The organism is Amycolatopsis sp. WQ 127309, from assembly GCF_023023025.1.
Lineage (GTDB): Bacteria > Actinomycetota > Actinomycetes > Mycobacteriales > Pseudonocardiaceae > Amycolatopsis.
The window spans coordinates 10,095,363-10,117,373 of the sequence record NZ_CP095481.1; the positions used below are offsets into that span (position 1 = coordinate 10,095,363).

At 71.2% G+C, this 22,011-nt stretch carries 28 protein-coding genes; 16 read left to right on the forward strand and 12 right to left on the reverse strand.

Annotated features, from left to right (window positions below; translation table 11 throughout):
* Positions 1-2 precede the first annotated feature (2 nt).
* Together MUY22_RS44385 and MUY22_RS44390 are read right to left on the reverse strand one after the other, a co-directional pair.
* Complete coding sequence (locus MUY22_RS44385; RefSeq protein WP_247053745.1) at positions 3-1,331, reverse strand: cytosine permease; 1,329 nt, start codon at positions 1,329-1,331, stop codon at positions 3-5.
* A 114-nt stretch (positions 1,332-1,445) separates the two neighbouring features.
* A complete protein-coding gene (locus tag MUY22_RS44390) occupies positions 1,446-2,315 on the reverse strand; it encodes an SDR family NAD(P)-dependent oxidoreductase (RefSeq protein WP_247053747.1) in 870 nt (289 codons plus the stop codon).
* 39 nt (positions 2,316-2,354) lie between these two features.
* On the opposite strand from MUY22_RS44390, the gene MUY22_RS44395 reads away from it, so the two are divergent.
* Together MUY22_RS44395 and MUY22_RS44400 are read left to right on the forward strand one after the other, a co-directional pair.
* Positions 2,355-2,981 (forward strand): TetR/AcrR family transcriptional regulator, encoded by a 627-nt coding sequence (locus MUY22_RS44395; RefSeq protein WP_247053749.1) that lies wholly within the window; start codon positions 2,355-2,357, stop codon positions 2,979-2,981.
* Positions 2,982-3,047: 66 nt separating this feature from the next.
* On the forward strand, positions 3,048-3,881 hold the full coding sequence (locus MUY22_RS44400) for an alpha/beta fold hydrolase (RefSeq protein ID WP_247053752.1): 834 nt from the start codon (positions 3,048-3,050) through the stop codon (positions 3,879-3,881).
* Here the strand turns inward: MUY22_RS44400 and MUY22_RS44405 are convergent.
* Both MUY22_RS44405 and MUY22_RS44410 read right to left on the reverse strand, forming a co-directional pair.
* Entirely contained in the window at positions 3,868-4,236 is a 369-nt protein-coding gene (locus tag MUY22_RS44405) for a DUF742 domain-containing protein (RefSeq protein ID WP_247053754.1), read from the reverse strand. The genes MUY22_RS44400 and MUY22_RS44405 overlap by 14 nt on opposite strands.
* A gap of 102 nt (positions 4,237-4,338) precedes the next feature.
* A complete protein-coding gene (locus tag MUY22_RS44410; protein WP_247053756.1) occupies positions 4,339-5,361 on the reverse strand; it encodes a LacI family DNA-binding transcriptional regulator in 1,023 nt (340 codons plus the stop codon).
* 128 nt (positions 5,362-5,489) lie between these two features.
* Between MUY22_RS44410 and MUY22_RS44415 the strand changes: the two genes are divergently transcribed.
* Positions 5,490-6,776, forward strand: coding sequence for an ABC transporter substrate-binding protein (locus tag MUY22_RS44415; protein WP_247053758.1), 1,287 nt, complete (start codon positions 5,490-5,492; stop codon positions 6,774-6,776).
* A 6-nt stretch (positions 6,777-6,782) separates the two neighbouring features.
* Here MUY22_RS44415 and MUY22_RS44420 read toward each other — a convergent pair whose 3' ends face one another.
* Positions 6,783-7,136, reverse strand: a complete 354-nt coding sequence (locus MUY22_RS44420) for a VOC family protein (RefSeq protein ID WP_247053760.1) — start codon at positions 7,134-7,136, stop codon at positions 6,783-6,785.
* Positions 7,137-7,214: 78 nt separating this feature from the next.
* On the opposite strand from MUY22_RS44420, the gene MUY22_RS44425 reads away from it, so the two are divergent.
* The 3 genes from MUY22_RS44425 (at position 7,215) to MUY22_RS44435 (ending at position 9,531) form a co-directional block, all read left to right on the forward strand.
* On the forward strand, positions 7,215-8,576 hold the full coding sequence (locus MUY22_RS44425) for an NAD-dependent succinate-semialdehyde dehydrogenase (protein ID WP_247053762.1): 1,362 nt from the start codon (positions 7,215-7,217) through the stop codon (positions 8,574-8,576).
* 83 nt (positions 8,577-8,659) lie between these two features.
* Entirely contained in the window at positions 8,660-9,100 is a 441-nt protein-coding gene (locus tag MUY22_RS44430) for a hypothetical protein (protein ID WP_247053764.1), read from the forward strand.
* A 56-nt stretch (positions 9,101-9,156) separates the two neighbouring features.
* Complete coding sequence (locus tag MUY22_RS44435) at positions 9,157-9,531, forward strand: hypothetical protein (RefSeq protein ID WP_247053766.1); 375 nt, start codon at positions 9,157-9,159, stop codon at positions 9,529-9,531.
* On the opposite strand, the gene MUY22_RS44440 is transcribed toward MUY22_RS44435, so the two are convergent.
* Both MUY22_RS44440 and MUY22_RS44445 read right to left on the reverse strand, forming a co-directional pair.
* A complete protein-coding gene (locus tag MUY22_RS44440; RefSeq protein ID WP_371827543.1) occupies positions 9,486-9,923 on the reverse strand; it encodes a L,D-transpeptidase in 438 nt (145 codons plus the stop codon). The genes MUY22_RS44435 and MUY22_RS44440 overlap by 46 nt on opposite strands.
* Before the next feature lie 87 nt (positions 9,924-10,010).
* Positions 10,011-10,931 (reverse strand): hypothetical protein, encoded by a 921-nt coding sequence (locus MUY22_RS44445; RefSeq protein ID WP_247053770.1) that lies wholly within the window; start codon positions 10,929-10,931, stop codon positions 10,011-10,013.
* A gap of 170 nt (positions 10,932-11,101) precedes the next feature.
* Between MUY22_RS44445 and MUY22_RS44450 the strand changes: the two genes are divergently transcribed.
* Complete coding sequence (locus tag MUY22_RS44450) at positions 11,102-11,332, forward strand: three-helix bundle dimerization domain-containing protein (RefSeq protein WP_247053773.1); 231 nt, start codon at positions 11,102-11,104, stop codon at positions 11,330-11,332.
* Positions 11,333-11,382: 50 nt separating this feature from the next.
* The gene (locus MUY22_RS44455; RefSeq protein ID WP_247053774.1) at positions 11,383-11,697 is read left to right on the forward strand and encodes a hypothetical protein; all 315 of its coding nucleotides are present in this window, start codon (positions 11,383-11,385) and stop codon (positions 11,695-11,697) included.
* 6 nt (positions 11,698-11,703) lie between these two features.
* Here MUY22_RS44455 and MUY22_RS44460 read toward each other — a convergent pair whose 3' ends face one another.
* The gene (locus MUY22_RS44460) at positions 11,704-12,165 is read right to left on the reverse strand and encodes a nuclear transport factor 2 family protein (RefSeq protein ID WP_247053776.1); all 462 of its coding nucleotides are present in this window, start codon (positions 12,163-12,165) and stop codon (positions 11,704-11,706) included.
* 64 nt (positions 12,166-12,229) lie between these two features.
* Here MUY22_RS44460 and MUY22_RS44465 point away from each other — a divergent pair, with 64 nt between their 5' ends.
* The gene (locus MUY22_RS44465) at positions 12,230-13,108 is read left to right on the forward strand and encodes a LysR family transcriptional regulator (RefSeq protein ID WP_247053778.1); all 879 of its coding nucleotides are present in this window, start codon (positions 12,230-12,232) and stop codon (positions 13,106-13,108) included.
* Positions 13,109-13,372: 264 nt separating this feature from the next.
* Here MUY22_RS44465 and MUY22_RS44470 read toward each other — a convergent pair whose 3' ends face one another.
* Positions 13,373-13,756, reverse strand: a complete 384-nt coding sequence (locus MUY22_RS44470) for an STAS domain-containing protein (protein ID WP_247053780.1) — start codon at positions 13,754-13,756, stop codon at positions 13,373-13,375.
* 174 nt (positions 13,757-13,930) lie between these two features.
* Positions 13,931-14,605: a TetR/AcrR family transcriptional regulator gene (locus tag MUY22_RS44475; RefSeq protein ID WP_247053782.1), complete on the reverse strand. Its 675-nt coding sequence runs from the start codon at positions 14,603-14,605 to the stop codon at positions 13,931-13,933.
* A gap of 116 nt (positions 14,606-14,721) precedes the next feature.
* Between MUY22_RS44475 and MUY22_RS44480 the strand changes: the two genes are divergently transcribed.
* The 7 genes from MUY22_RS44480 to MUY22_RS44510 all read left to right on the forward strand — a co-directional run bounded on the left by MUY22_RS44480 (position 14,722) and on the right by MUY22_RS44510 (position 20,926).
* Positions 14,722-14,928, forward strand: a complete 207-nt coding sequence (locus MUY22_RS44480; protein ID WP_247053784.1) for a tautomerase family protein — start codon at positions 14,722-14,724, stop codon at positions 14,926-14,928.
* Positions 14,929-15,019: 91 nt separating this feature from the next.
* Positions 15,020-15,535: a peptide-methionine (S)-S-oxide reductase MsrA gene (msrA, locus tag MUY22_RS44485; protein ID WP_247053786.1), complete on the forward strand. Its 516-nt coding sequence runs from the start codon at positions 15,020-15,022 to the stop codon at positions 15,533-15,535.
* Positions 15,536-15,853: 318 nt separating this feature from the next.
* The gene (locus MUY22_RS44490) at positions 15,854-18,139 is read left to right on the forward strand and encodes a M4 family metallopeptidase (RefSeq protein WP_247053788.1); all 2,286 of its coding nucleotides are present in this window, start codon (positions 15,854-15,856) and stop codon (positions 18,137-18,139) included.
* Between the two features lie 93 nt (positions 18,140-18,232).
* On the forward strand, positions 18,233-18,742 hold the full coding sequence (locus MUY22_RS44495) for an OsmC family protein (RefSeq protein WP_247053790.1): 510 nt from the start codon (positions 18,233-18,235) through the stop codon (positions 18,740-18,742).
* Positions 18,743-18,822: 80 nt separating this feature from the next.
* Positions 18,823-19,803: an ATP-binding cassette domain-containing protein gene (locus MUY22_RS44500; protein WP_247053792.1), complete on the forward strand. Its 981-nt coding sequence runs from the start codon at positions 18,823-18,825 to the stop codon at positions 19,801-19,803.
* Positions 19,800-20,603 (forward strand): ABC transporter permease, encoded by an 804-nt coding sequence (locus tag MUY22_RS44505; protein WP_247053794.1) that lies wholly within the window; start codon positions 19,800-19,802, stop codon positions 20,601-20,603. Before MUY22_RS44500 ends, MUY22_RS44505 begins: the two co-directional genes overlap by 4 nt.
* Before the next feature lie 95 nt (positions 20,604-20,698).
* A complete protein-coding gene (locus MUY22_RS44510; RefSeq protein ID WP_247053796.1) occupies positions 20,699-20,926 on the forward strand; it encodes a dihydrofolate reductase family protein in 228 nt (75 codons plus the stop codon).
* Between the two features lie 4 nt (positions 20,927-20,930).
* Here the strand turns inward: MUY22_RS44510 and MUY22_RS44515 are convergent, their stop codons facing one another.
* Entirely contained in the window at positions 20,931-21,338 is a 408-nt protein-coding gene (locus tag MUY22_RS44515) for a nitroreductase/quinone reductase family protein (RefSeq protein WP_247053798.1), read from the reverse strand.
* A gap of 2 nt (positions 21,339-21,340) precedes the next feature.
* Complete coding sequence (locus MUY22_RS44520) at positions 21,341-21,907, reverse strand: DUF6069 family protein (RefSeq protein ID WP_247053800.1); 567 nt, start codon at positions 21,905-21,907, stop codon at positions 21,341-21,343.
* Positions 21,908-22,011 lie beyond the last annotated feature (104 nt).

Genomic DNA, 22,011 nt, shown 5'->3' on the forward strand with positions numbered 1-22,011 from the left:
CCTTAAGCGGTCTGGACGGCGGGAGCGGCCTCGGCGGTCCGGCTGCTGCCGAACCCCCGCACCAGGCCGAGCTTCCCCGCGACGACGTACAGGACGAAGGCCACGACGAGCGAGTTGATGCTCGGCAGGCCCCATTCGACGAACTCCCCGAAGAGCGCCGCGGCGACCCAGACGACGAGCGTCGCGGGCACCCACAGCGGCGCGTCGTCGGGCACGGTGCCGCGGGCACGGGCGCTTTCCAGGTCACCGCGCCACTTCTTGACCACGAAGTACTCGGCGACCATGATCCCGGCGATCGGCGGGAACGCGACGCCCAGCACGGTGAGGAAGTCGGTGAACTTCGCCAGGATCCCGGCCGCGGCGAGCACGCTGCCGGCCAGGCCGAGCACCGCCGTGACGAGCCCGCGATGGGCTTTGCGGCCGGACACCGTGCCGATGAAGTTCACGACGCCGAGGCCGGAGGAGTAGAGGTTCCAGTCGTTGATCTTCATCGTGCCCGCGATGACGATCAGCAGCCCGACCCAGCCGACCGACGACGTCACGATCGTGGTGATCCCGGCCGTGCCGATGGCGTGCGCGAGCAGCACCCCGGACAGGCCGATCACGTACTCGCCGAGGGTGATCCCGACGAGCGTCTGCTTGACGACGTCCGAAGTGGACCGGTTGAAGCGGGTCATGTCCGGGGTGATGACGGCGCCGACGATGAAGCCGCCCGCCACCAGGGTGGTGCCCTGCAACAGGCTCAGCGACGGCCCGGGCGGGGCCGACGAAACGAGCGCGCCGAGGTCGTGGCGGGTCAGCTCGGAGACGACCGACCAGCCGACCAGGATCAGGAACGCCGGGACGGTCACGTACGCCGTCCAGGCCATGGAGTGGAAGCCGCGCACCACGATCGCGGTGACGAGCAGGCCGAACACGAGCGCCCAGCCCCACTCCGGCAGGCCGCCGATGAGCGCGACGAGGCCCTGCGCGGAGACCGCGGACTGGATGCCGAACCAGCCGATGAGGCTGATCCCGATGGCGAGCCCGATGAGCGCCGAGCCGCCGCGGCCGAAACCGGTCCAGCGGGCGATCATGGACGTCGTCAGGCCCTCGCGGACGCCGATGACGCCGACGAGGATGGTGATGAGCTCGAGGATGACCGACCCGAGGGTGAAGGCCAGGACCGCCGGCCAGAAGCCCATCCCGAAGCCGACGGTGGCTCCGAGGAGGAACTGGGACAGGGCGGACACCTGACCGAACCGCTGGACCGCGACCGACCACCACGAGTACCGGGCGTGGTCCGGCACTCTGGTCAGGGCATAGTCGTCGACACCGACTGTTGAGGCCACGCCGACCTCCTTCTCCGGGCTGGGGAACGGTTCCTCGCACCGTAAGCAGCCCTCCCGGAGACGTCACCGTGCGATGTGCACAGCCGGGCCGTCAGCGCTGTGCACATCGCATGGTCAGCCCAGCGGGTCCAGCCCGGTCAGCGTGACACTTTCCGCCCACAACCGCGCCGCTGAAGGATCTTCGGTCAGGTTCGCCCAGCGGGGTTCGAGCCGGGGACGGCCGCGGAGACCGAACGTCCGCGGGCCCCACAGCTGCCCGCCCGCGACGTCCGGGCCGAGCACCGCGCGGACGGCCGGGCGCGCGCCGGCGTCCTTGCCCTGCAGCAGCGCGCGGGCCGGCAGCCCGCGCAGCCACTGCCCGGCGGTGCGGACGTGCACCGGCGGCCGCGACGGCGTCAGCGAGTCGAGCGCGCCACCCGGGTGCGCGACGACGCTGAGCCGCTTCGAACCCGCGGCCCGCAGCCGCCGGTCGAACTCCAGCGCGAACAGCATCTGGGCCAGCTTGGACCGCTCGTACGCGCGCTTCGGGTGGTAGTCGCGTTCGCTTTGGAGGTCGGCGAAGTCGAGGCTCGACGACTTCGCCGCGAAGCTGCCGGTGGTGACGATCCGGCCGTCCGGGGCCAGGTTCGGCAGCAGCCGCGCCACGAGGGCGAAGTGGCCGAGGTGGTTGGTGCCGAACATCATTTCGTGGCCGTCGGCCGTCTCGCGCCGCGGCGGCGCGTCGAGCATCACCCCGGCGTTGCAGACGAGGGCGTCGAGCGCGCCGACGGCGTCCGCGACCGGTTCGAGCGACGCGAGGTCGGCCAGGTCGATCCGGACGTGGCGGATCTTCGCGCCCGAGACGTGCGAGCGGATCGACGCGGCCGCCGCCTCGGCCTTCGCCGCGTCGCGGCTGCCGATGGTCACCTCCGCGCCCGCCGAGGCGAGCTGCTCGGCGGCGAAGTACCCGATGCCGGCATTGCCCCCGGTCACCAGCACGTGCATCGCGAATCCCCTCCGGGGCAGCATGCCAAGCTGTCTCCCGTGGACAACGCTACCGGGGACGAACCGGCCCGGGCGGGCTACCGCCGGTCGGCCGGCTCGCCGCGCGGACAGGCCCGGCGCCGGGAACTGCTCGACAAGGTGACCGACGACGTCGCCGAGAACGGCCTCGTGGACTTCTCGCTCCGGCGCGCCGCGCGGGCGGCCGGGACGACGCACAAGGTGCTGCTCTACCACTTCGACGGCACCGAAGACCTGCTCCGCCAGGCGGTCGTCACCCTGCGGGAGCGCCGGATCGGCAACGCGCTGGCGGCGATCACGGCCGAGCCGGCCACGCTCAGCGCCCGCGTCCGGGCCGCGTGGCACAGCCTCCGCGACGAGGAGCCGCGGCTGCGGCGGGTGCTCGACCAGGCGATGGGCCTGGCGATGTACGACCCGGGCCGCTACGCCGCCCTCGGCCGGGGCGCGTCGCAGCAGTACCTGCCGACGCTGGTGTCGTTCTGCCCGGCGCACTGGCCCGACCAGCGGAAACTCGAGGTCGCGGAGATGATCCTGGCGACCCTGCGTGGGTTCCTGGTGGACCTGCTGACCAGCGACGACGGCTCGGGCGCCGAAGCCGGGTTCCAGGCGCTGCTGCGCGCGGTGGAGCGGGAGGAAGCGGCTTCCTGAGTTCCTCGACAGTTTGCGAACCACGTGGTTCACTTCTGTTCAGGGGGACGTCACCGGGAGGCCGTCATGCAGGTCGAACTGTCCGCGGGAACCGCCGAGTACACCGACAGCGGCGGGCCGGGCCCGGTCGTGGTCCTGGTCCACGGCCTGCTGATGAACGGCTCGCTGTGGGACGGCCCGGTCGCGGATCTCGCCGCCGACCACCGGTGCGTCGTCCCGACGTTGCCGCTCGGCGCGCACCGGCGCCCGGTGCGCGCGGACGCGGACCTGTCGCTGCCCGGGATCGCCCGGCTGCTGGGCGAGTTCCTCGCGCGGCTGGACCTGCGGGACGTCACGCTCGTCGGCGTCGACACCGGCGGCGCGCTGGTCCAGCTGCTGATGGCGGACGGCGTGGCGCGCGTGAGCCGCGTGGTGCTCGGTTCGTGCGAGGCGTTCGACAACTTCCCGCCGGGCCTCACCGGCAAGACGGTCGTGACGTCCGGCAAGCTCTCGCCACGGTTGTTCGGGCTGTTCATGCAGCAGATGCGCCTGCGTGCGGTGCGGCGCCTGCCGATCGCGTTCGGCCGGCTCACCAAACGCGGTGACGCGACCACCGCGGGCTGGGTCCGGCCGATCCTGACCGACGCGGCGATCCGCCGTGACGCCGTCCGCATGCTGCGCGCCGCGGGCGCCGACCCGGGCTTCCTGCGGGAGCCCGCCGAGCGGCTGCCGGCGTTCGACCGGCCGGTGCTCGTCGTCTGGGCGAGCGAGGACCGCGTGATGCCGCCGGAGCACGGAAGACGGCTGGCGGCGTTGCTGCCCAAGGGAAAGCTCGTCGAAGTGGCCGACAGCTACACGCTGCTCCCGCTGGACCAGCCGGCCGAGTTCGCCCGGCTGGTCCGGGAGTTCACAACGCGCTGAGGCCCTGGAGGATGCGGTGCATCAGGTCCAGGCTCGGCCGGTTGCCCGCGGTCATCCGGACGGTGTGCACGGCCACCAGGCCGCGATCGGCGAGGTCCGACAGCAGGACCCGCGCCACCCCCAGCGGAATCCGGCGCAGCGCCGCGACTTCGGCGACCGACTGGGACGTCCGGAGCAGCGCGCAGATCTCCGATTCCTCCCGCGAGCTCCCCCGCACCACGGCCCGCCCCCGCGGCGTGGTCGAGACCAGTGTCTCGACGGGAAGATCCCGTGTCGGCCGTGTCCGGCCATGGGTGCGGAAGTACGGACGGACCATGCCCGCCCCGCCATCTTCGAGCACGGACCCCCACTGCACAGCCAGCTCCTCACTGCGATTAATCCTTGTCGGCGATTATTTGACCCGCTGATCGCCGCGGCCGCAATCGACCGAACAGAGCAACGCCGGAAAAAGCGCAGGTCAACGAGCCGTCGGCGGGGCGGTACTGCCCCGAAGGACTAGTCTTGTCCGCAAGATCGCCGGAGATGTCAGGATTTTTCCATCGGACAATCGCGCCAGGATCCGCTCGCCGGCACGCGCACCGAGCTCGGCCACCGGCTGGGCGACGGTGCTCAGGTCGAGCAGCTCGGCCAGGTCGTGGTCGTCGAACCCGAGCACCGAGACGTCGTCCGGCACCCGCAGCCCGGTCCGGCGCAGCGCCCGCAACGCGCCGAAGGCCATCTCGTCCGACGCGGCGAACACCGCGGTCGGCCGGCGGGGCAGGCCCAGCAGGGTGCCCATCGCCCGTTCCCCGCCGGCGACGGTGAACCCGCCGCCGGTCTCGAACGCGGCGTCCGGCGCACGGCCGTCTTCGCGGCACACCGCGTGGGAGATCTCGCGGTACGCCGCCAGCCGGCGCAACGGCGTCGTGAACCCGAGCGGCACCGGGGCGTCCTCGCCGATGAACGCGATTTCGCGGTGGCCCAGCTGGACGAGGTGGCGCATCGCGGTCACCGCGGCGCCGTGGTCGTCGATCCCGACGGAGTCCGCGCCGGGCTCTTCGGTGCCGATCGTGACGAGCGGGACGTCGAGGCCCAGCAGCAGGTCGCGTTCGATCGCCGTGAGCGGGAGCGACAGCACGAGCACCGCGTCGACGCGCCGGCGCAGCGGGAGGCCGGCGAAGAACCGGGTGCGGCCCGTGTCGTCACCCAGGTTGTAGAGCAGCAAGCTGATCCCCGCCTCGCGCAGCACGCGTTCGACGCCGGCGATGAGGCGCGCGAAGTACCAGCGGTCGACGTAGGGCACGATCACGCCGACCGTGCCGGTGCGGCCGGTGGCCAGGCTCGACGCGGCGGGCGAGACCGCGTAGCCGAGCTCCGCGGCGGCGGCCAGCACCCGCGTCCGCGTGCGCTCGGCGACCCCCGGCACGCCGCGCAAGGCCCGCGAGACGGTCGCCGCCGAGACCCCGGCGAGCCGGGCGACGTCGTCGAGCTTGTCCGGCATTCCCCCACCCCGGGTTTGCAAGCGCTTGCAGGCCTTCACGGTTGGCGGATTGACACCCACCTCGATCGAGGATAATCATCGCTGCAAGCGCTTGCAATCAGCGTGGCCTGTCCGGCAAGGAGGCCGACATGCGCCAGATCCTTCCCGTCGTGGGTGCCGCACTCCTGGCGAGCAGCGCGCTCGCCGCGTGCTCCGGAGCAGCGGGCCTGACGATCAACCTCTACATCTCGCCGGAAGACCACCTCCAGACGGTGGTCGACAAGTGCACGCAGGAGGCCGGCGGCCGGTACAAGATCGTCTACAACAAGCTGCCGCGCGGTGCGGACGGCCAGCGCGAACAGATGGTGCGCCGGCTCGCCGCGGGCGACACCTCGCTGGACGTGCTCGGCCTCGACGTCACCTGGGTGCCCGAGTTCGCCGAGGCGGGCTGGGCGCAGGAGTGGACCGGCGCCGACGCCGCGGCCGCCACCCGGGACGTGCTGCCCGGCCCGCTGGCGACGGCCAAGTGGAACGGAAAGCTCTACGGCGCCACGAAGAACACCAACGTGCAGCTGCTCTGGTACGACGACCGGATCACGCCGTCGCCGCCCAGGACGTTCGACCAGCTGATGGACCAGGCCCAGCAGCTGAAGGCAGCCGGGAAGCCGTACCAGGTCGTGTTCACCGGCGCGCAGTACGAGGGCCTGGTCGTCTTCTACAACACGCTGGTGGCGTCGGCGGGCGGGCACATCCTGTCCGACGACGGCAAGTCCGTGGTGATGGACGACGGCGCGGTGAAAGCCCTCGAGCTGCTCAAGAAGCTGACCACCGCGGGGATCACCGACCCGTCGCTGACGAACCAGAAAGAAGACGAGATCCGCCAGGCGTTCCAGCGCGGCCAGGCCGCGACCGAGCTGAACTGGCCGTTCGTGTACGCCTCCTACGCCAAGGAGAAGCCGCAGGAGCTGAGCCACTTCAAGTGGACGCGCTACCCGTCGGTCGTCGCCGGGCAGCCCAGCCGGGTTACCATCGGCGGCTTCAACCTGGCGGTGAGCACGTACTCGCAGCACAAGCCGGAAGCGTTCGAAGCCGCGCTGTGCCTGCGCAACGCGTCGAGCCAGAAGTACCAGGCCCTGGTCGACGGCATCCCGCCGAGCCTGGCGTCGATCTACCGCGACACGGCCCCGCTCGACCCGGCGAAACCGGGTGACCCGAAGGAAAACCCGACGATGGCCGACCAGTACCCGATGAAGGGCGACATCCAGGCGGCGCTGACGGACGCGGCGGTCCGCCCCCTGACCCCGGCGTATCAGAACCTGTCGACGGTGATCTCGAAGGTGCTCTCACCCCCGGCGGAGATCGACGTCCAGGCCACGGCGCAGGAACTGCGCGAGCGCCTGGCGGACGCGCTGGCGTCGCGAGGCATCATCCCGTAGCCGGGATCACCACGACACCAGGCAGAACGGGTGCCCGGCCGGGTCGGCGAAGACCCGGAACCGCTCGCCGCCCTTCAGCGGCGTCGCCCCGAGCGCCAGCACCTGCTTCTGGGCGACGTCGAGATCCTCGACGCGCACGTCGAAGTGCATCTGCTGCGGCGGATCGCCGTCGGGCCAAGCGGGAGCGCGCGACCCGGGCACCCGCGCGAAGGCGACCCCCGGCCGGTCCGGAGCGTCACCGATGACGACGAAGTCCGCGCCGTCCTGCACGCGGACCATGCCGAGCAGCTCCTGGTAGAAGGCCGCGAGGGCGGCCGGGTCGGGACAGTCGAGGACGAGGCCGTGCCAGGTTCCGATCACGCGGGCCATCATGCCCGCGGGGTCCGACAAAACCGGCACAGCTAGTGTATACAGTATTCAGTAGTCTATGCTGCCGGCATGTACTCAGTCACTGATCCCGCGACGGGTGAGCTGGTCGAAGAGATCCCGAACGCGACCGACGACGAGGTCCGCGCCGCGATCGGCCGGGTGCACGGCGGCTACCGGGCCTGGCGGCGCCGGCCGGTCGCCGAGCGGGCCGCGATCGTGCTGCGGGCCGCGGACCTGTTCGCCGAACGCGCCGACGAGCTGGCCGCGATCATGACCCTCGAAATGGGGAAGCGGATCAACGAAGGCCGCGGGGAGATCGGCATCGTCGTCGACATCTTCCGGTACTACGGCGAGCGCGGCCCGGACCTGCTCGCCGACGAGCCGCTCCCGATCCGCGGCGGCGAGGCCGTGCTCACCAAGGAGCCGATCGGCGCGCTGCTCGGCGTCATGCCGTGGAACTTCCCGTGTTACCAGGTCGCCCGGTTCGTCGCGCCGAACCTGGTGCTGGGCAACACGATCCTGCTCAAGCACGCGTCGATCTGCCCGCGCTCGGCCGCCGCGATCGAGCGGGTGCTGCTGGACGCCGGCGTGCCCGAAGACGCGTACGTGAACGTCTTCGCGTCCAGCCGTCAGGTCCCGTGGATGCTCGCGGACCCGCGCATCCAGGGCGTCTCGCTGACGGGCAGCGAGCAGGCCGGGATCTCCGTCGCGGCCGAGGCCGGGCGGAACCTCAAGAAGTGCGTCCTCGAGCTCGGCGGGTCCGACCCGCTGATCGTGCTGGACACCGACGACCTGGACGAGACGGTGAAGGTCACCGCGACCGCCCGGATGCGCAACTGCGGCCAGTCGTGCAACGCGCCCAAGCGGATGATCGTGCTGGGCGAGCTCTACGACGAGTTCGTCGACCGGCTGGCCAAGCGCGTCGCGGAGTACTACGTCCCGGGCGACCCGGCGGACCCGGCGACGACGCTGCCCCCGCTGGCCTCGATCGCGGCGGCGGACGAGGTCGCCGCCCAGGTCCAGACGGCGATCCGCGAGGGCGCGACCCTGCGCGCGGGCGGCCACCGAGTCCCCGGCCCGGGCGCCTACCTGGAGGCCACGGTCCTCACCGACGTGACGCCGGAGATGGCCGCCTACCACGAGGAGATCTTCGGCCCGGTGGTCCTGGTGTTCCGCGCGGAGACCGAGGAGGAGGCGATCGCCCTGGCGAACGACACGCCGTTCGGCCTGGGCGCAAGCGTCTTCGGCACCGACCGCACCCGGGCCACGCGGGTAGCCCGCGGCATCGAGGCGGGCATGGTCTACCTGAACAAGTCGGGCGGCTCGGAGGCGGACCTCCCCTTCGGCGGCATCAAGCGCTCGGGCATCGGCCGGGAGCTGGGACCGCTGGGCATCGAGGAGTTCATGAACAAGAAGCCCATCCGCCTCTGAACGGGTGTCACTAGACCGGGCGGCGCAGCCGGCGCACCCCTCACGGCGGTGTCGATCACGGGTTGATCGACTATCGTTCCCTCATGACGCTGGAGATCGTCGGCGGGCGGCGTGGGGTTTCCGCTGGGGCAACGGAATCCGCTCGCTGGACGCGGCGGTGCGTGGGCGGCTCGGTCACCTTCGGCCACCTTGTGGGTGACGACTACCGCACGCCCCGGGTGTGGAGCGGGCGGGGGCTCGGGCTGCCGGAGACCGATCTCGGCGGGTTCGCCGTTCAGCTGGCCAAGGTGATGAAGCTCGACGCTTACTGGGTCGCGCGGGCCGAGTGCCCGGATCGACGGGCCGGGGATGCGACGCGCTGGTCGCCCGGCCGCTATGACGACGAAGATGCCTTCGTCTACTTCGCCGGCCCTTGTACGCACGGCGACCGGCTGCCCGGGTACCACCCTGCGGCCGCGTTCACCATCGCGCTTCCCTACGTCCGTGGGCTGCGGATCCGGCTGGCCGGATACCTCGCCACATGATTCGCGCTGGGGTGATCGCCGCTGTGGTGAGCGGGGCTCCGTCCACCGCTCATGCCTTGCTGACGCGTGGTGACGTCCTCGCCGCGACGCGTGCGGCCGGGACCCTCCTGCCCGGACGGCGCGACCGGCCCGGCGTCGCCGCCGGGCTGGTCGCGCACATCGGGATCTCTTCCCTCTGGACCGTCGTGCTGAGCTTCGCCTTCCGCCGCCAGGAACTCGGCGTCACCCGCGGTGCCGTGGCCGGGCTGGCCATCGCGGCGCTCGATCTCGGGATCGTCGCGAGGGCCTACCCGGCGGTGCGCACGCTTCCCCGCGTTCCGCAGGTGCTGGACCACTTGGTCTTCGGCGCCGTCCTCGGTGGACTGCTCCACAAAGGACGGACAGCTCAGGCCACGACCTGGACCACGTCACCCGGGTGCAGCGAGTTGTAGAAGGTCACCGCGTCCGCGTGCGAAAGGTGCACGCAGCCGTGGGACTTCACCTTCAGGCTGCCCTGGTGGAACGCGACCCCGGTGTTCGTGAAGAACACCGAATACGGCATCGGCCCGTTGAACTGCTTGCTGTAGTGGTCGATGTCCTTGTACTGCACGTGGAACGTCCCGAGCGGAGTCGGGTACTTCGCGAGCCCGACCGTGATCGGGACCCCGCCGTGCGTGACGTTCCCGGCGCCGTCCGTCAACCACGCCGTGTTCGTACTGCGTTGGACGCAGGCTTTCGCTTCGGCACTGCACGGCGTCGAAGCCGCTTCCGCCGTCCCGGCGAGCGTCACCACGCCCGCCATGGCGGCGATCCCGCCCAGTACCGCGGTCATCCTCCGGATCATCGTGTGCCTCCCGCTGTCGTTCGGCTACAGGAGGTGAAGTGCCCCGTTTCCCGATCTTCGAATCGCCCTGAAGATCATTGGAACGGTTCAGTTCTGCGGCTGGGACAACCCGAGGAACTCGTTCTGCTCGCGGTCGTAGCGCTGGGTCAGCCCGTTTCCGTAGCGGTCCCACCAGTTCGCTGTGTGCCCGCCCTGGTGGGTAGTCGTGCCGCCGTAGATCTGGCGGTCGTACTCGATGCGCGCGTCGTGGAACTCCTGCTGGAAGTCCTGCGCCGAGAGGCCCTGGACGTGCTGGATCGCCGTGTCGCTGATCGTGTTCGAGCTGCGCACGATGTCGTCGCCGCCCATGTGGTTGATGATCGCGCGGACGCCGCCGGCGCCGCGCATGTGGGCGCCCGACATGATCGCGGCCTGCGTGCCGGCGTCGGTGAAGTTGAGCGCGCCGGCCGCGCGGGCGTTCGCGCTCATCAGGTCGCTGACGACGGCGCGTTCCTCGGCGCTGCCCTGGCCGTACTGCTCGCGCGCCGCGATGATCTGGTCGTAACCGTTGTGCATGTTCTGCCGGAAGCCGTAGGCCTCGGGCACGCCGCCCTGCTCCCCCGTGGCGCCCTCGGACGCCATGATCGAGTCGACGACACGCGGGTCGAGCTGCGTCGGTACCGCCGCGGCCGCCGCGGCGCCACCGCCGGCCGCGGCCTGCTGCGTGCCGCCGCCGTAGCCCTGGGCGACGTCGGCGTCCGCGGCGTTGTAGCCGTTCGCGGCCGTCTGGACGTTCTGGTTGACGTTCCCGATCAGGCTGAGGAACTTCTGCAACGCGCTGCCGAGCTGCGAGTGCAGCGCCGAGTTCGCGGCGGCGACGCCGCTGCCGATCCCGGCGAACGACAGGGCGTTCAGCACGAGCCCTTCGAGGTCCCGCGTGGTCGACAGGAACGACGACCCGACGTCTTCGACCGCCTTGACGACCGTCCCCATCTCCGTCGTTTCGGCGTGGTACGCCCCGGCACTCATGGTCTGCTCCCTCCGGCAAGCGACTTACCGCGTCGAGAATTCACCACCCGGGGGCGACCGCACACGGCCGAATTACCCACTGCCGGACGCGCCCCTGTCGTTCATCTTCAGTTCACCCCCTGGTCGTCTCGCCGGGTACTTCACCCTCACGCGACGCAGGGAGGCCCTTCATGAGCACACCCACGCTGGACACCATCGCTTCCGAGCAGCTGGACCTGCAGCTGTCGGTGGTCGAGGACCGGCTGGCCCGCGACTACGGCCGGGAGTCCGTCCACGACCTGGTCGAGCGCGAACGCGCGCGGTTCGGCGACGCCCGCATCCACGTCTTCGTGCCGATCCTCGTCGAGCGGGCGGTCCGCGCGACGCTGGCGGCGCCACCGGCGAAGCACCGGCGGGACTGACCGCTCCGGCGCTAAGGTCGGTGGCAGACCGGCAGTGGCGAGGAGCGACGATGAACGACAAGCCCGTGGACGACCCGAACGTGGTGGACGGCGAGATCGTCGACGACACCCCGACCGCCGCCCTCGCGGTGCCGTCGCCGGCACCACCACTGCCGGACCCGGACTACAACGAGGGCGGCGTCCCGAGCTTCGACTTCGTGCGGGACAAGATCGAGAACCGGTACACGACTTCGCTCGGTGCGGAGGAGGTGGCCGGGCTGGGGTCCGAGAACACGACCGAGGCCCTGGACAAGCAGATCGCCGACCGCGACCAGGCGGCCAAGGACAGGCTGGCCGCCATCCGCCGCTCGATGCGCGGCGAGTAGCCCGGCTCAGCCGAAGATCGCGGCGGGATCGCCGGTGTACCAAGCGTTTGCGATGACGACGCGGCGCAGCACCCAGCGGTCGCCGTCCCGGACGAGGTCGGCGTCGTAGCGGTTCTTCAGCAGCGCGTGGACGTCGTGGGCGGGGCTCAGCAGGTGCTGCGCCTCGACCAGGGCGGTCAGGTGCGCGGTGTCGCCGTCGATCGTGACGCGCGGGTTGGTGACCTGGTGGGTCGTGTCGACGCGGCCGGCGAACAGCGCGAGGATCGTGTCGACGATGGCGTCCCGGCCGGTCAGCACCGGCGGCGCCGCGCCCCACCGCGCGGCCGCCGGCCGGAAGTCGACCTCGGCGTCGGCCGCGAACGATGACGCGAACAACGCCCGGTCCTTGAGGTCCTGGCCGAGGCCGAAGCGGTACAGCGCGTCGATGATCTCGACGCGGTCGTGGAGTTCCTGGAACGAAGTGGTCACGCGGTCCAGGCTCGTCCTGCTCGTGAGGGTGATCAACGCACCTTTGTGCCACGATCGTTAAGTGGTGGTTAACGGTGCGCCGGAGCGGCGTGAGGTCGAGTCGTTCCTGACGCTCGCCGAGGAGCTGCACTTCGGCCGCACGGCCGAGCGGCTGCACGTGTCGACCGCGCAGGTCAGCCAGACGATCCGGAAGCTCGAACGGCACGTCGGCGTGCCGTTGTTCGCGCGGACCAGCCGCCGGGTCGAGCTGACGCCGGCCGGGCGGCGGCTGCTGGCCGACCTCGGGCCCGCGTGGTCGGCGGTCGAGGCGGCGCTCGGGAAGGCGATCGAGGCCGGGCGCGGGGTGACGGGCACGCTGCGCGTCGCGTTCGGCGACGCGGCGGGCGGGCAGCTGCTGGCCGGGGTGGCCGAGCTGTTCCGGCGGCGGCAGCCGGGCTGCCGGGTCGAGTTCCGGGAGGTCCGGCCCGCCGAGGTGCTGCCGTGGCTGCGGGACGGCGAGGTCGACGTCGTGCTGGCCGGCCTCCCGCTCGACGGCCCGGGCCTGGTCACCGGCCCGGTGCTGGTGCGGGAGCTGCGCTTCCTCGCGGTGGCCGCGGGCCACCCGTTCGCCCGGCGCGCGTCGGTGCCGGCCGCGGACCTGGCGCGGGTGACGGTGCTGCGCTGCGCGCTGCCGGACCCGTGGCTCGACGAGCACGCGCCGGACGCCGTGACCCGGCCGGCCGCGGGCCTGCAGGAGCTGCTGACGTCGGCGGGCGCGGGCGAGGGCGTCCTGCCGGTGGGCGCCCACATCCGGCGGTACTACCCGCGGCCCGACCTCGCGTACGTCCCGGTCGGCGACGCGCCGCGGCTGGAGTGGGGCCTGGTCTGGCGAGCCGACGCGACGACGGCCCGGGTGCGGGCGTTCACCGAGGCGGCGGCCGAACTGGTGCGCGAGCCGGCCTGACGTCGCGCGGGCCCAGGTCCGTGAATGCCACATTCACGGACGTGATGTCCCTCGATGCGACATTCACGGACTTCGCGACAGCGCGAGCGGGAGCGCGGAGCGCGGAGCGCGGGGCGCGGAGCGCGGGGCGCGGAGCGCGGGGCGCGGGGCGCGGAGCGCGGGGCGCGGAGCGCGGGGCGCGGAGCGCGGGGCGCGGAGCGCGGGGCGCGGCCGAGCGGCAGCGTGAACGGCAGCCGAGCGGGAGCGCGGGGCGCGGACGGGACGTCAGCGTGCCTGGGCGTGCAGCCAGCGCATCTCCACCGGCTGGGACGCCGCGATCGCGGCCAGGCGGTCCGGGTACACCGGGACCCGGCGGTCGAGCCCGGACAACCGCACCACCCGGCTGACCGCCGTGCCCGGGGGGACGATCAGGCAGCCGTCGATGCCCCGGTCGCGGCAGAGGTCGAACGCCTCCAGCAGGCCGCCCGCGCCGCGGGCGGACAGGAAGCCCAGCTCGGCGAGGTCGACGACCAGCAGGTGGGGACCCGGCAGCTCGCAGATCGCGGCCTCGATCACCGTCGTCCAGCGGACGACCGTCGCGATGTCGAGCTCCCCGCGCACTTCGACGACCAGGACGCCGCTGGTGCGTTCCGGGGCGATGTCCGGCATCGCGCCTCCTCCCCAGGCAGGTCCGGAGACCGGCCCCGGGGTCATGGTCGCATCGCCGTGCGCGGCGTTGCCGCGTCAAACACGGAACGCGGCGAAGACAACCCGGATGGCGCATCACCTGCCGCCAGGCGGCCGAGTGTCCGCTCGAATGTCCAGCCGAGTGTCCACTGTGGATCATTCGGCCAGGCGGTCCAGCCACTCCTGCAGCAGCGTCACCTCGGCCGCGGACAGGGCCGCCGGGGCGTCCTTGCGCAGCTGGGCGCCGAGCGTGGCCGCCGTGGCGGCCACTCCCCCGGCCGGTTCGGCCGGTTCGCCGGCCAGGATGCCCGCGAGCACGCTCTCCCGGACCCGCACCGAGAACCCGGTGTCCGGGTACAGGGCCGGCCGGGTGATCATCGAGAGCGCGACGCCGGCGTTGGCCGCCATCACCATCTGCGCGGCGACCGCCGGCGCCACCGCGAGCCGCCCGGCGGCGGCGCAGCGTTCGAGCACCTCGAGCAGCAGGCCGTGCGCCTCGGCCGCGGCGTTGGGCGGCGTCGAGAGGCCCGAGTACATCAGCCGGTAGTAGTTCGGGTTCCCGACGGCGAACGCGACGTGGTTCTCCCAGCCGTCGCGCAGGTCGCGCACCGGGTCGTCGGACGGGCGCGCGGCCCGCTTGCCGGCGAGGTACTTCTCGAACCCGTGGTCGACGACGGCGGCCATCAGGCCCTCTTTGTCGCCGAACTGCCGGTACAGCGCCGGCGCGCCGACCCCGGCGGCCTCGCAGACCGCGCGCGTCGAGAAGTCGGCCTCGGCCGACCGCGACAGCAGGTCGGCGGCCGCCTCCAGAATCCGCGTGCGCAAGTCCACGGCAGCGACGCTACCAGCTAGTATCGCCGTTATCAAGCAGACGGTAGCGTCGATTCAGTCAAGGTGTTAACGTCGGTTACGTCATCACGTAAGCGACGATAACGAAGGACACCGACATGCCGTTCGCCAACTTCAAGGTCCCCGCCGGCACACTCACCCCCGCACAAAAGGAGCAGATCGTCACCCGCACCACCGAGCTCTACGCCGAGATCTACGGCGACCGCGCCCGGGCGACCACGATGGTGCTGGTCGAGGAGGTCGCCGACGGCGGCTGGGGCATCGGCGGCGACGTGCTCACCCTCGCGAAGCTCCAGGCCGGGTGACGTCAGGCTTCCGTAATCCCCGCGTGGAATCATCGGCTGACCACAGAAGTTGTACCGGTGGTAGCACCGCACGAGGAGAAGGAGTGACGCCGTGACCACGTCAACCGAGAAGGCCATCCTGGCCGGTGGCTGCTTCTGGGGAATGCAGGAGCTGTTCCGCCGGCTGCCCGGGGTGCTGTCGACCCGGGTCGGCTACAGCGGCGGTGAGGTCCAGCACGCCACCTACCGCAACCACGGCACGCACGCCGAGGCCATCGAGGTGGTCTACGACCCCGCGCAGACCACGTTCCGCGACCTGCTCGAGTTCTTCTTCCAGGTGCACGACCCGACCACGAAGAACCGCCAGGGCAACGACATCGGCGTGAGCTACCGCTCGGCGATCTACTTCGAGAACGACGAGCAGAAGCGGGTCGCCGAGGACACGATCGCCGACGTCGACGCGTCCGGGCTGTGGCCCGGCAAGGTCGTCACCGAACTCGCCCCGGTGGGCGATTTCTGGGAGGCCGAGCCGGAGCACCAGGACTACCTCCAGCGCATCCCCAACGGGTACACGTGCCACTTCGTGCGCCCGGGCTGGAAGCTCCCGAAGCGCGCCACGACCGCCTGACACACTCGTACCAAGAAGGGCCCCTTCACCGTCCGCGGCGAGGGGGCCCTTCTTTTTCCCGCCGCAGCAAAGATCACCCGAACGGCGGTGAGCAACCGGAAGTCCTCAGTGGACGATCACCCGACAGAATCCCAAAGGTGTTGAATGTCCCTTTTGGGAAGTATTGCCATATGTCAATAAGACCGTACGTTAGTCGCTTGTTCACGAGGCCTCGGCACCGGATTCTGATTTCCGTTCCACAGCACCACCTCTCGTTCCCCTGATCTGGGCCCGCCTCGAACCCGGGCCTGGTTCACCCTGCCCGGAGGAGATTCCTCGATGGATCTGAGACGTCCTGTCGTCTTGGCAGCAACCGGCGTGCTCATCGGCGCCCTCTGCATCACCGGTACCGCACAGGCGCAACCCGCCCCGAACGCGACCCCGAACGCCGCCCCGAGCGCCCAGGCCCAAGCCGCCACCGCGGCCGCCGGCCTCGTGGCGAGCAGGCCCGCCGCGCTGCACGCCAGCTCGGACGACGTTTTCCTGGCCCAGAAAGCGATCTCCTCCACCAACGGGCTGCAGTACATCCCCTACGAGCGCAGCTACAAGGGCCTGCCGGTCGTCGGCGGCGACTTCGTCGTCACGACCAACTCGACGGGCCAGGTGCTCGGCACCTCCGTCGCGCAGGACCAGACCATCAACCTCGCCACGACCTCGGGCAAGGTGACCAAGGCCGCGGCCGAAGCCACCGCCCGGCAGCAGCTGGCCTCCGTGGACAGCGTGAGCCCCGCGCAGCAGGTCGTCTTCGCGCTCGGCTCGCCGGCGCTGGCGTGGCAGAGCACGGTCGTCGGCCGCAACGCCGAAGGGCCGAGCCGGCTCGACGTCGTCGTCGACGCCGCCACCGGCAAGGTGCTGCACACGCAGGAACACGTCATGAACGGTGACGGCACCAGCGCGTACAACAAGCCGAACCCGGTGCACCTCGACACCACGCACTCGGGCAGCACGTACTCCCTGAAGGACCCGGCCATCACCAACACGTCCTGCCAGGACGCGGCCAACAACACCACCTTCAGCGGTCCGGACGACGCCTGGGGCAACGGCAACGCCACCAGCCGCGAGACCGGCTGCGTCGACGCGCTCTTCGCCGCCCAGACCGAGAACAAGATGCTCTCGCAGTGGCTGGGCCGCAACGGCTTCGACGGCAGCGGCGGCGGCTGGCCGATCCGCGTCGGCCTGAACGACGAGAACGCCTACTACGACGGCACCCAGGTCCAGATCGGCCACAACACGCAGAACCAGTGGATCGGTTCGATCGACGTCGTCGCGCACGAGCACGGCCACGGCATCGACGACCACACCCCGGGCGGCATTTCCGGTTCGGGCACCCAGGAGTTCGTCGCGGACGTCTTCGGCGCTTCGACCGAGTGGTTCGCCAACGAGCCCGCGGGCGGCGACGTCCCGGACTTCCTCGTCGGCGAGTCGGTCAACCTGGTCGGCTCCGGCCCGATCCGCAACATGTACAACCCGTCGGCGCTGGGCGACAAGAACTGCTACGACAGCTCCGTCCCCAACGGTGAGGTCCACGCGTCTGCCGGCCCCGGCAACCACTGGTTCTACCTGCTGGCCGAAGGCACCAACCCGACCAACGGGCAGCCGACCAGCACCACGTGCAACAGCACCAGCATCACCGGCCTCGGTGTGCAGAACGCGGTGAAGATCTTCTACAACGCGATGCTGCTGAAGACCACGGGCAGCTCGTACCTGAAGTACCGCACCTGGACGCTGACCGCGGCGAAGAACCTCTTCCCGGGCAGCTGCACCGAGTTCAACACCGTCAAGGCGGCGTGGGACGCGATCTCCGTGCCGGCGCAGTCGGGTGACCCGACGTGCTCCGCGACCGGCACCGTGACCGTCTCGAACCCGGGCAACCAGTCCACCACCACCGGTGGTTCGGTCAACCTGCCGCTGTCCGCCAGCGGTGGCACCTCGCCGTACACCTGGACCGCCACCGGCCTCCCGGCCGGCCTGTCCATCAACGCCTCCACCGGCACGATCTCGGGCACCGCGACCACCGCGGGCACCTCGAACGTCACGGTGACGGCGAAGGACGCGGCCAACAAGACCGGCACGGCGTCGTTCACCTGGACCGTCGGCACCACCACGGGCTGCTCCGGCCAGAAGCTGGCCAACGGCGGCTTCGAGTCCGGCGCCACCAGCTGGACGCAGACCAGCGGCGTCATCGGGCAGAACGGTTCGCAGGGCCAGCCGACCCACGGCGGCACCTACAACGCCTGGCTGAACGGGTACGGCACCACGCACACCGACACGCTCGCGCAGTCGGTGAGCATCCCGGCCGGGTGCCACGCCAGCCTGACGTTCTACCTGCACATCGACTCGGCGGAGACGACCACCACCACCGCCTACGACAAGCTGACCGTCACCAACGGCAGCACCACCCTGGGCAGCTACTCCAACCTGAACAAGGCCACCGGGTACGTCCTCAAGACGGTCGACGTCTCGTCGGCCGCCGGCGGGACCCTCGCGCTGAAGTTCACGGGTACCGAGGACAGCTCGCTGCAGACGTCGTTCGTGATCGACGACGCCGCGGTGACGCTGAGCTGAACCAGCTGAATCCGCACTGAAAAGGCGGGGAGACCGGGAAATCCGGCCTCCCCGCCTTTTCGCTTTTCCTTGGCGAGCGGGCACAATCGGCCCATGGACACCGAAGAGCTGCGCGCGACCCAGGCCCCGTTGAAGGACAAGTACCGCGACGCACCGGAAAGCGCGCTCGTCACCCTGCACGCCGACGCCGAGCTGGACGGCCTCGGCATCTCCTGCAAGGTCGAAACGGGCCGCGCGGTCGTGGAAGCCGGCCTGCACCCCGCGACCGGCGGCGACGGCACCCTCGCCTGCTCCGGCGACATGCTCCTGGAGGCCCTCGTCGCGTGCGCCGGGGTGACGCTGCGGGCGGTCGCGACGTCGCTGGGCCTCGACGTCCGGGGCGGGCGCGTCCGCGCCGAAGGCGACCTCGACTTCCGCGGCACGCTCGCCGTCGCGAAGGACGCGCCGGTCGGCTTCCGCGCGATCCGGCTGTCGTTCGCCCTGGACACCGACGCCGACGCCGACCAGCTCGCGACGCTCAAGAAGCTCACCGAGCGGTACTGCGTGGTCTTCCAGTCGCTGCGGACGCCGCCGGAGTTCGCCGTGACGCTCTCGGCGAACTGACGCGTCTCCGGGAGAATCCCGGAGGAAAACCGGGACAACGTGCCCTAGCTTGGCGGTGTGTCGTCGGAAGGAGAGCCGCCATGCCGGCCCTGTCACCGCCGGAGCCGGACATCGCCGTCCGGGTACGCGGGCTCGTGAAGACCTACGGTTCGACCCGCGCGCTCGACGGCGTCGACCTCGAGATCCCGGCCGGGCGGGTGCTCGGCCTGCTCGGCCCGAACGGCGCCGGCAAGACCACCACCGTCCGGATCCTGACCACGCTGCTGCGTCCCGACTCGGGCGAGGCGTGGGTGGCCGGGCACGACGTCCTGGCCGAACCGGACGCCGTGCGGCAGCGGATCGGGCTGTCCGGGCAGTACGCGGCCGTCGACGAGAACCTCACCGGCTTCGAGAACCTCTACATGGTCGGGCGGCTCTACGGCCGTCGCAAACCCGCGGCCCGGGCCCGCGCCCGCGAGCTGCTGGCGCGGTTCCAGCTCGCCGAGGCCGCCGACCGGCCGGCGAAGGGGTACTCCGGCGGCATGCGCCGGCGGCTCGACCTGGCCGGCGCGCTGGTCGCCGAGCCGGCGGTCGTCGTCCTCGACGAGCCCACCACCGGCCTCGACCCCGGCGGGCGCCTCGACACCTGGGCCGTCATCAAGGAGCTCGTCGCCGACGGCACCACCGTGCTGCTGACCACCCAGTACCTCGAAGAGGCCGACCAGCTGGCCGACGCGATCGTCGTCATCGACCACGGCAGGGTGATCGCCCGCGGCACCGCCGACGAGCTCAAGGCGCAGATCGGCGGCGAACGCCTGGAGCTGGTCGTCGCCGCGGCCGCGGACCTGCCGGCCACCCTCGGCGTCCTGCGCGCGGTCGGCACCGGCGAGCCGTCCGGGGACGAGCACACGCGCCGCGCCGAGATCCTCGTCGACACCGGGCCCAAGGCACTCATCGAGGCGCTGCGGCAGCTCGACGGCCTCGGCGTCACGGTCCAGGACGTCGGCCTGCACCGGCCGACGCTTGACGACGTCTTCCTGTCCCTGACCGGGCACGGCGCCGAAGAGGAGGCCGCGAAGTGAACGCGTTCACGAAAGGCATCTCCGACGGCGGTGTCATCACCTGGCGCAACCTGATGAACGTCCGGCGCAACCCGGACTGGCTGATGGCCGCGACGCTGCAGCCGATCATGTTCGTGCTGCTGTTCGCCTACGTCTTCGGCAACGCGATCGGCGGCGACGCGGGCGGCGGGGCCTACCGCGAGTTCCTCATCGCCGGGATCTTCGCCCAGACGGTGGCGTTCAACTCGGCGTTCACGGTCATCGGCTTCGCCAACGACCTGCAGAAGGGCATCATCGACCGGTTCCGCTCGCTGCCGATGTCCCGGATCGCGGTGGTCCTCGGCCGCACGACGTCGGACCTCGTCGTCAGCGTGGTGGCGCTGGTCGTGATGTCGCTGTGCGGGCTGATCGTCGGCTGGCGGATCCGCGGCAGCTTCCTCGACGCCGTGCTCGGCTACCTGGTGATGCTGATGTTCGCGTGGGCGCTGTCGTGGGTCGGCGCGCTGATCGGCCTCACGGCGCGCAGCGTCGAGGTGGCGCAGAGCGCGGGGCTGATCTGGATGTTCCCGCTGAGCTTCGTGTCGTCGGCGTTCGTCCCGACGGACAAGATGCCGCCGTTCCTGCGGGCGATCGCCGACTGGAACCCGTTCACCGCGGTGATCAACGCGACGCGCGCCCTGTTCGGCAACCGCTTCGGCGTCCCGCCGACGGGCTGGCCGGCGGAGCACGCGGCGCTGTACTCGATCCTGTGCTGCGTGGCGATCATCGCGGTCTTCGCGCCCCTGGCGACGGCGCGGTACCGCAAGGTGGCGAGCAAGTAGCACCGTCCTCAAGGGACTTGGCCGTTGGCCGCGGTCCGGCCGTGCGCACGGCCGGACCGGCCTGGCGACCGGAGTGGCCAACACGGCGCGCGGTGGTGAGTTCAGAGCGGCGGCTGCGCGAAGAGCGCGACGTCATCGTCATCGGCAGCACGAGTGTCGTGCACACCCTGGCCGGGCACGGGCTCGTCGACGAGTACCGCCTGCTCGTGTCCCCGTTCGTGCTCGGCTCCGGCCGCACGTGGTTCACCGCACCGGGTGATCTCCGCCTGGCCTCGGCCGGGCAGAACGGGGCCGCCGCGCTGCTCCGCTACCGGACCGCCTAGCGCGTCAGTCCTCTTCGGACAGTTCCACGATCGGGATCGACCGCTTCGCCTTCTCCCGGTGGTCGGCCAGGAAGGGGTAGTGCTTCTCCAGCTCCGTCCACGTGCGCACGTAGTCCGCGCCCAGCAGGGGCAGGGCTTCGGCCGCGAACGCGCGGCCGTCGACCTCCACCTTCACCCGGGAGTCGGCCGTCAGGTTCTGGTACCAGTCGGGGTCCTTCGCGGCGCCCACGTTCGACGCCACCACGAGCAGCCGGTCACCGTCCCGGTGGAACATCATCGGGACGGTGCGCGGCTTGCCCGAGTTGCGGCCCGTCGTCGTCAGGAGCACGAGTCGTTCGCGGTGCATACCGTCCACCTCCTCGCCCGCGCGGAACTGCTCGATCACGCGGCGGTTCGTCTTGCGCTGCCCCATGCTCAGCGGTCGTAGTAGCGGGTCGTCGGCGGCTCCTGCTGCTGCTGCTGATTCCACTGCCGGGTCGGCGCCGCCGGCGGCGCGGCCTGGGCCGGCGGAGCCGTCGAGCGGCGCCGATGCAGGGTGCGCGCGCTCGCCGCCATGCTGCTCACGATCGCCGCGATCACCAGGCCGATCACCAGGTTGATCGCCGCCGTCGCGATCTTCGCGCTCGGGGCGACGCTCAGCGTCAGCGGCAGCACCACCGCGATCAACGTGACCAGCACCATGATCCAGCCGAAGAACTGGGACGGCGCCGGCGTCGCCACGCTCAGCAGGTGCATCAGCCCCGTCGCCAGCAACGCCACCGCGGCGGCCACCACTGCGTACGTCGTGGTGCTGGCGTTGCCCCAGACGCCTTCCCCTTTTGGGGCCAGCACTTCGACCTCGAAGATGCCGCGGGCGATCAGCAGCCCGACCACCGCGACCAGGGCCGCGACCACCGCTGTCGCCACGCCACCGGCCCACAGCCGGCGTGCGTCGATCCCCGGGCGGACGTCCTGGGGTGTGTTCCCGTAGTAGTCGGACATCACGGCCTTCCTCGCGTCGCTGGGCCTCTCGCGGTCGATTGTCCCCTCTTTCGGCCCGGGACGCGCGACTTGCGCTGGAGTGCGCTCCAGGTCCTAGCGTCGGG

Coding starts and splice junctions, on each gene's coding strand:
- MUY22_RS44440 (WP_371827543.1), bottom strand. CDS start 9,923: ATGATCCGGAGGATGACCGCGGTACTGGGCGGGATCGCCGCCATGGCG.
- MUY22_RS44415 (WP_247053758.1), top strand. CDS start 5,490: ATGCGCCAGATCCTTCCCGTCGTGGGTGCCGCACTCCTGGCGAGCAGC.
- MUY22_RS44445 (WP_247053770.1), bottom strand. CDS start 10,931: ATGAGTGCCGGGGCGTACCACGCCGAAACGACGGAGATGGGGACGGTC.
- MUY22_RS44425 (WP_247053762.1), top strand. CDS start 7,215: ATGTACTCAGTCACTGATCCCGCGACGGGTGAGCTGGTCGAAGAGATC.
- MUY22_RS44470 (WP_247053780.1), bottom strand. CDS start 13,756: ATGCCGGACATCGCCCCGGAACGCACCAGCGGCGTCCTGGTCGTCGAA.
- MUY22_RS44450 (WP_247053773.1), top strand. CDS start 11,102: ATGAGCACACCCACGCTGGACACCATCGCTTCCGAGCAGCTGGACCTG.
- MUY22_RS44480 (WP_247053784.1), top strand. CDS start 14,722: ATGCCGTTCGCCAACTTCAAGGTCCCCGCCGGCACACTCACCCCCGCA.
- MUY22_RS44430 (WP_247053764.1), top strand. CDS start 8,660: ATGACGCTGGAGATCGTCGGCGGGCGGCGTGGGGTTTCCGCTGGGGCA.
- MUY22_RS44515 (WP_247053798.1), bottom strand. CDS start 21,338: ATGGGGCAGCGCAAGACGAACCGCCGCGTGATCGAGCAGTTCCGCGCG.
- MUY22_RS44520 (WP_247053800.1), bottom strand. CDS start 21,907: ATGTCCGACTACTACGGGAACACACCCCAGGACGTCCGCCCGGGGATC.
- MUY22_RS44410 (WP_247053756.1), bottom strand. CDS start 5,361: ATGCCGGACAAGCTCGACGACGTCGCCCGGCTCGCCGGGGTCTCGGCG.
- MUY22_RS44400 (WP_247053752.1), top strand. CDS start 3,048: ATGCAGGTCGAACTGTCCGCGGGAACCGCCGAGTACACCGACAGCGGC.
- MUY22_RS44455 (WP_247053774.1), top strand. CDS start 11,383: ATGAACGACAAGCCCGTGGACGACCCGAACGTGGTGGACGGCGAGATC.
- MUY22_RS44390 (WP_247053747.1), bottom strand. CDS start 2,315: ATGCACGTGCTGGTGACCGGGGGCAATGCCGGCATCGGGTACTTCGCC.
- MUY22_RS44500 (WP_247053792.1), top strand. CDS start 18,823: ATGCCGGCCCTGTCACCGCCGGAGCCGGACATCGCCGTCCGGGTACGC.
- MUY22_RS44490 (WP_247053788.1), top strand. CDS start 15,854: ATGGATCTGAGACGTCCTGTCGTCTTGGCAGCAACCGGCGTGCTCATC.
- MUY22_RS44495 (WP_247053790.1), top strand. CDS start 18,233: ATGGACACCGAAGAGCTGCGCGCGACCCAGGCCCCGTTGAAGGACAAG.